Annotated in this window: 7 protein-coding genes and 1 other RNA gene; 5 read left to right on the forward strand and 3 right to left on the reverse strand. The window is 45.5% G+C overall.

Annotated elements, in window-relative coordinates; translation table 11 throughout:
* The 5 genes from prfB to ssrA form a co-directional block, all read left to right on the forward strand.
* Positions 1-1,080, forward strand: a 1,080-nt coding sequence (prfB, locus tag AC9UEY_RS05665) for a peptide chain release factor 2 (protein WP_509538970.1), incomplete at its 5' end; no start/stop codon positions are given.
* A 153-nt stretch (positions 1,081-1,233) separates the two neighbouring features.
* A complete protein-coding gene (gene ftsE / locus AC9UEY_RS05670) occupies positions 1,234-1,923 on the forward strand; it encodes a cell division ATP-binding protein FtsE (protein ID WP_509538972.1) in 690 nt (229 codons plus the stop codon).
* 14 nt (positions 1,924-1,937) lie between these two features.
* Positions 1,938-2,840, forward strand: a complete 903-nt coding sequence (ftsX, locus tag AC9UEY_RS05675; protein WP_509538975.1) for a permease-like cell division protein FtsX — start codon at positions 1,938-1,940, stop codon at positions 2,838-2,840.
* A 96-nt stretch (positions 2,841-2,936) separates the two neighbouring features.
* Positions 2,937-3,440, forward strand: coding sequence for an SsrA-binding protein SmpB (gene smpB / locus AC9UEY_RS05680; protein WP_509538978.1), 504 nt, complete (start codon positions 2,937-2,939; stop codon positions 3,438-3,440).
* 160 nt (positions 3,441-3,600) lie between these two features.
* Positions 3,601-3,971, forward strand: a transfer-messenger RNA (tmRNA) gene (ssrA, locus tag AC9UEY_RS05685).
* A gap of 134 nt (positions 3,972-4,105) precedes the next feature.
* Here the strand turns inward: ssrA and AC9UEY_RS05690 are convergent.
* From AC9UEY_RS05690 to AC9UEY_RS05700, 3 genes are all read right to left on the reverse strand, one after another.
* Positions 4,106-4,534, reverse strand: a complete 429-nt coding sequence (locus AC9UEY_RS05690) for a hypothetical protein (protein ID WP_509538981.1) — start codon at positions 4,532-4,534, stop codon at positions 4,106-4,108.
* Between the two features lie 2 nt (positions 4,535-4,536).
* A complete protein-coding gene (locus tag AC9UEY_RS05695) occupies positions 4,537-5,094 on the reverse strand; it encodes a GNAT family N-acetyltransferase (RefSeq protein ID WP_509538983.1) in 558 nt (185 codons plus the stop codon).
* 21 nt (positions 5,095-5,115) lie between these two features.
* The coding region (locus AC9UEY_RS05700; protein WP_509538986.1) for a pirin-like C-terminal cupin domain-containing protein at positions 5,116-5,538 on the reverse strand (423 nt) is incomplete at its 5' end.

Below are 5,538 nucleotides of genomic sequence, written 5' to 3' on the forward strand. Positions count from 1 at the left end.
TATCACTTAGAGATCGACGCGGTTGATGCGACCCTAGTTTCCATCGAAAAGGTCTTGGATCTACCTAAACTTCGAAAGCAAGCAGATGAACTAGAAGTTGAAGCAGGAGTTCCTAATCTTTGGGATGACCCTGAGGCTGCTCAAAAGATCACAAGTCGTTTATCACGTGTGCAATCTGTGATTGCCAAACTATCTGGCCTGCGTCAACGCGTTGAAGATCTATCTATTCTCTTTGAATTAGCTTCGGGCGAGCCAGGTGGAATTCAAGATGCGGAGAATGAACTCGATGCAGTTAAGAAATCTGTTGGCGAATTAGAGGTTCAGACTTTATTAAATGGCGAGTATGACGATCGTGATGCTTTGATCACGATTCGTTCGGAGGCAGGCGGAGTAGAAGCTGCCGACTGGGCCGAGATGATCATGCGAATGTATTTGCGTTACTGCGAACGACATAACTTTACTGTTAATGTTCTTGAAACCTCATATGCGGAAGAAGCGGGAATTAAATCAACAACCTTCAAAGTGTCTGCTCCATATGCATACGGGACATTATCTGTTGAACAAGGAACACATCGCTTAGTTCGCATTTCACCCTTTGATAGCCAAAGTCGTCGTCACACTTCATTTGCTGGTGTTGAAGTTGTTCCCGTTGTTGAGCAAAGTGATCATATTGAAATTGATGAAAAAGATATTCGGGTTGATGTGTATCGCTCTTCTGGTCCTGGCGGGCAAGGGGTTAACACCACAGACTCTGCAGTTCGTTTAACGCACATTGCAACTGGCATCGTTGTCTCATGTCAAAACGAGCGTTCTCAGATTCAAAACAAGGCAACAGCAATGGCTGTGTTGCAATCCAAGTTATTAGAACGTCGTCGGCAAGAAGAGCAGGCAAAGATCAATGCTCTCAAGGGCGACAATTCGGGTTCATGGGGTAATCAGATGCGTTCCTATGTTTTAGCGCCCTATCAAATGGTTAAAGATCTGCGCACAGATTATGAAACCGGAAACACATCGGCTGTGTTAAATGGTGAAATTGATGAGTTCATCGAAGCTGGAATTCGCTGGCGCCGAAGTTCCTAAATGCTGAGAATGTGGGGGATTCGATAAATCTCACACTTTCTTCAGGCTCAAACTCGCGTTAGATCCGAGGATTTTGCCCTGTAATCCATAAACTAAGCGCAGGTCGAAGGTGGTTCCCCGAAATTCCACCCCGCAGATGCAATGGGAGATTTAATGATTCGCTTTGAAAATGTCACCAAGATTTACTCTGGTCAGGAGCACCCAGCCCTTGATTCTGTAAATCTCGAGATCGTTAAGGGCGAGTTCGTATTCCTTGTTGGACTTTCAGGTTCAGGTAAATCAACATTCTTGCGTCTAGTTCTTCGTGAAGAACGTCCATCATCAGGTTCGATACATGTGGCAGGAAAAGACTTAGGAACATTGGCCAATCACAAGGTTCCAGAGCTGCGTCGCTCTGTAGGAACAGTTTTCCAAGACTTCCGTTTGCTTCCCAATAAGACAATTACTGAAAACGTTGCATTTACTTTGCACGTTCTTGGATATTCACAAAAAGAAATCAATCGTGAAGTTCCAGAGGTTCTAGAGTTAGTTGGTTTGGAAGACAAGGGTGATCGTTTACCCTCAGAGATTTCAGGTGGAGAACAACAGCGCGTAGCGATTGCGCGTGCTTACGTCAGCCGCCCACCAATTTTGATTGCAGATGAGCCAACTGGAAACCTTGATCCAGCAACATCTGTTGGCATTATGAAGTTGCTTGATCGCATTAACCGTGAGGGCACTACAGTTTTGATGGCAACACATGATGCTGGCATTGTGGATCAAATGCGTAAGCGCGTTATTGAGCTTGATGCAGGAAATGTAATCCGCGATCAGGTTCGTGGCGTTTATGGGTACACGGGTTAAGGACGGGATAACAAATGCGCGCACGGTTTCTTCTTAGTGAAGTTCGGATCGGACTTCGTCGTAACTTAACTATGACCTTTGCCGTTGTTGTCACAACAGCGATCTCATTGTCATTGCTTGGCATTGGCCTTCTTTCTAACGCTCAAGTCGGAGCAATGAAGGATTATTGGTATGACAAGATCGAAGTATCTGTTTTCCTTTGCGGAAATCTTTCAGATTCACCTTCATGTGCAAATGGTGTAGTCACAGCTGCACAGCGATTAACAATTCAGCAGGATCTTCAAGAGATGAGCGTTGTCGACAGCGTTTTCTACGAATCACAATCAGAGGCGTTCACACGTTTTCAAGAGCGTTTTAAAGATTCAGCGATTGCGCAAAACGTAACTGCAGATCAGTTGCCGGAATCATTCCGAGTTAAATTGAAGGATCCAACCCAATTTTCAGTCCTTGTCAGCGCCTTCAGTGGTCGACCGGGTGTTGATGTTGTTCAAGACCAGCGGGCGATTCTTGAGAAATTCTTTAAGTTATTAGGAGTACTTCGAAATGGCGCATTGGCTGTTGGTCTTGCATCTGTCTTAACGGCAGCGCTTTTAATTTCAAATACTTTACGTATTGCAGCATTTAACCGCCGCCGTGAAACTGGCGTAATGAAACTTGTTGGTGCATCCTCTTGGTCAATTCAACTTCCATTCTTGTTGGAAGGTGTTATCTCAGCGATTATTGGTTGGGCAGTTGCCACAGGATTGCTTGCTGGATTAAAGAGTGTCATCGATTCAAACGTTGCTCCACTTCTAACCTTTACCAAGTTCTTTGGTTGGGGCGAGGTCTGGGTTGCATCCGCATATCTACTAGCCACAGGCTTAGTTGTTTCAATCCTGGCTTCAGTAATCACCCTTCGTCGCTATCTGAAGGTCTAATTCCCACCAACTTGGCAGCTCTCACGGATAGGTAGTGAGAGAATTGAGCCCTGCAATCCAATACTTGGATGCAATGAATGAAGGCGGTGATGCGGCATGGTTAAAGAGGTAGGCCGCAAGGTCATTGCCCAAAATAAAAAAGCACGTCACGATTATTCGATCTCTGATGTGCTTGAGTGCGGAATGGTGCTTACTGGTACTGAAGTTAAATCACTTCGTGCTGGCCGCGCATCGTTGATTGATGGCTTCGCCATGGTCAATAATGGCGAATTGTGGTTGATGGGTGTTCACATCCCTGAATACACCGAGGGCACATGGACCAATCACACACCACGTCGTGATCGCAAACTTCTTGTTCATAAAAATGAGCTCAATAAACTCATCGGCAAGTTGAAGGATTCTGGAACAACCCTTGTTCCACTCCAGTTGTACTTCAAAGATGGAAAAGCCAAGGTTGAGATTGCTGTTGCCAAGGGCAAGAGGGCCCATGACAAGCGCGAAGCAATTAAGGAACGCGAGGCTGACCGTGAAGTTTCACGCGTTGTCTCGCGTACTTTGAGCGGTAAAGCCAGTCGTGCCGCCACAAAATACGAGGATTAACACCTTCTCGCTTTCCTGATTTACACTTAGTCCACCGCCGCTTCGATACCTCAATTTTTGAGGCAACGTTGCGACGGCAAAGAAAATTGACAATTAAATAGGGGATAAGAAATACGTTTCTTTTTCTCCAAGTTGTAAGTGTGAAAGCACTTTAAATCTTGGGGGTGAACGGTCTCGACTTTGGATGTTGAGGCAGGGGAAGCGGGCCGAGGAAGCCGGAATGATCTCGTAAACCAATAATCCGTGCAAAAAATAACTGCAGACCTTAAAAAGTCTGAATTCGAACTAGCTGCATAAGCTATTCAATTCCGTTAGCCCAGGTGCCGCTCTCGACCTGGAATCTAGCGTCGACTAGGGGGCTTTTCACTTCATTGGTGTTGCAGACTATGAAGGAGAACATTTTTGCAACTGAGTTCGTCGAAGAAATGTGTGTAAAAACTTCGGGACTGAGAAAGCGTTAATCACACTACGCCCGTAGAAGCCCTGTTTTAGTACCGAAGGACCCGGGTTCGATTCCCGGCACCTCCACTAAAATGTAAATTTCTGTATGCTTTTCCTATGGAAGCCATACTTGTTGCGCTAGCGATTTTGGTCATTTTCTATTTTGCTAAAGATGGCTCTAGCAAAAGAGATAAAAAAGATTAAATAGAGCTTCTTAATAAGATTCAGTGCTGCCCGCCAGGTCCATGTCCATCATCACCGGATGAGCGGCCATTCCTTTTCCACTTAATCGCAGGCCCATGATCACCAGGACCAACTTTCCGTATTCCAAGTTTATTTCCAATGGTTACAAGTAAGTGAAAGTCAGGGAAGTACTCACGACGTAATGCAATGTATCCAAGCACAATTGCGTATACACCAATAATCTTTGTGATTGTAACTTCCACCGCCATTAGGGATAAGCCAAGGAAAAGCCCGATAGTAATTGTTAGTAGATGAATAATTTTTCGAAGTGCGTTAACAATTGCCCACAAGACGCCTTCTTTGGAATTCAAGAATTTCACTAATCTGTGAGATGTTAAAGCAATTGCAAATGGACCTGAGAAAAGAGTGATCGCAAAGATTATGACAACCAGATAGGCCAACCCTTCCATTTCTAGGCCTCCCAGTCAGTTCGGATCGCTGCGAACATGATCATGTTCTCACGAGTCCCGTCATCTTGGAAGGACTTATCTCTTAATACCCCTTCTTGCTGGTATCCAGCATTGGACAGCACCTTGAGAGAAGCTTTATTAGATTCAACCACCAGTGCTTCTATGCGATGGAAGCCGATAGTCTCAAAGCCATATTCCGTCAAAAGCTTTGTGGCTTGTGTCGCAATGCCCTTGCCACGCACACCTGCAGTTACCCAGTAACCGATTTCAGCCTTAGCCTCTTCAAGATTTAGCGTGTGGAAAGAGAGTGCACCTACAAATTCTCCATCGTATTCAAGTGCGAGTTGAAGCTCAGTCCTCATCGTGAAGCCATTAGGTGAGCGTTCACGAACATAATGCTCGGCATTGGTCATTTGATAATTGGCCGGAATACGAGTGAACTTCGGAATTATAGGATCTTGAACACCTTCAAATAGAGGAACGATGTCGCGCTCTTCAGGCTTACGAAGTGTGATCAACCCATACTGCAAGGTTGGTACTTCAGTTGGCCACCAGATCATTTACCCAGTATCGCAGGTTAATTAACCTTCTTGTAGGTCGGTGGGTGCACCATGGACGTCGAGAACATCCGCGCCTAACTTGGATCCTTCTCCGCTGCGATTAAGAGGAGCCTTTGCCTTGGCATCATCCTTATAAATAGCAGGAATTGAACCAAGTAAACCCTTTTGGAAGTCTTCAAATGCTTGGAGAACTTCGCGCTTCGTATTCATCACAAAGGGACCCATCCATGCAACAGGCTCTTTGATTGGTGCGCCACCAAGAATAAACAGTTCAAGCTCTGGAGAACGTGTTTCTTGTTGATTAGCAGCGCGCACAACAATTGTGTCGCCCTCGCCAAAGACAGTTAATTGACCCATCTGGACTGGACGAGCTTCATCGCCAACAAATCCATGGCCTGCCATTGTGTATACAAGTGCGTTGTAATCCTTGCGCCATGGCAAACG

Source organism: Candidatus Planktophila sp. (assembly GCF_040402275.1).
In the GTDB taxonomy this organism is placed as follows: domain Bacteria; phylum Actinomycetota; class Actinomycetes; order Nanopelagicales; family Nanopelagicaceae; genus Planktophila.